Source organism: Mycolicibacterium sp. XJ879 (assembly GCF_053483935.1).
Map to the genome: position 1 here is coordinate 1 of NZ_JBEFTH010000042.1, position 514 is coordinate 514.

Consider the following 514-nt stretch of genomic DNA (forward strand, 5'->3'; position numbering starts at 1 on the left):
TGTCCGCTGGGCGCGGTCCACACGATGATGCCGTCGGGATACTGCTCGTCGCGCCAGCCGCAAAAAGTCTTCAATAAATGATGTACACGACACAGGCACTTGGTGTTTGACGGATGAGTGGGCCCACCGGGGTAGGGCACGCTGTGGTCGATGTCGCAGAATTGGGCGGGGCGGTCACAGCCGGGAAACCGACACGTCATATCGCGCATACGCACAAAGCGTTCACCGGCCCGCGAGGGCCGATACCCCGGATCGGTGATGTCGTAGGGCCGATACACCGGGCGCACGGTGGCGCCGTTGTCGATCAGCTCGGCCAGCAACGCCGGCGGAATCAGCCCACCCCCGACGATCAATGCCATCGGTGATTGCGGCTTGGGCTTGGCCGCCCACACGTTTGGCGGGTCAGATGCCGGCGGCGACGACTCCGGCGGCGATGGCTGCTCGGGCGCCGATGATCCGGCCTCGGCATTGGCGGTGATCGCGATCTCGGCCTCGGTCTCGATCTCGGGTTCGA

The 514-nt window shown here is 65.2% G+C and carries 1 protein-coding gene; it reads right to left on the reverse strand.

Annotated features, from left to right (window positions below; translation table 11 throughout):
- A partial coding sequence (locus ABQF13_RS25305; protein WP_448395554.1) for an HNH endonuclease signature motif containing protein occupies positions 1 to 514 on the reverse strand: 514 nt, incomplete at both ends.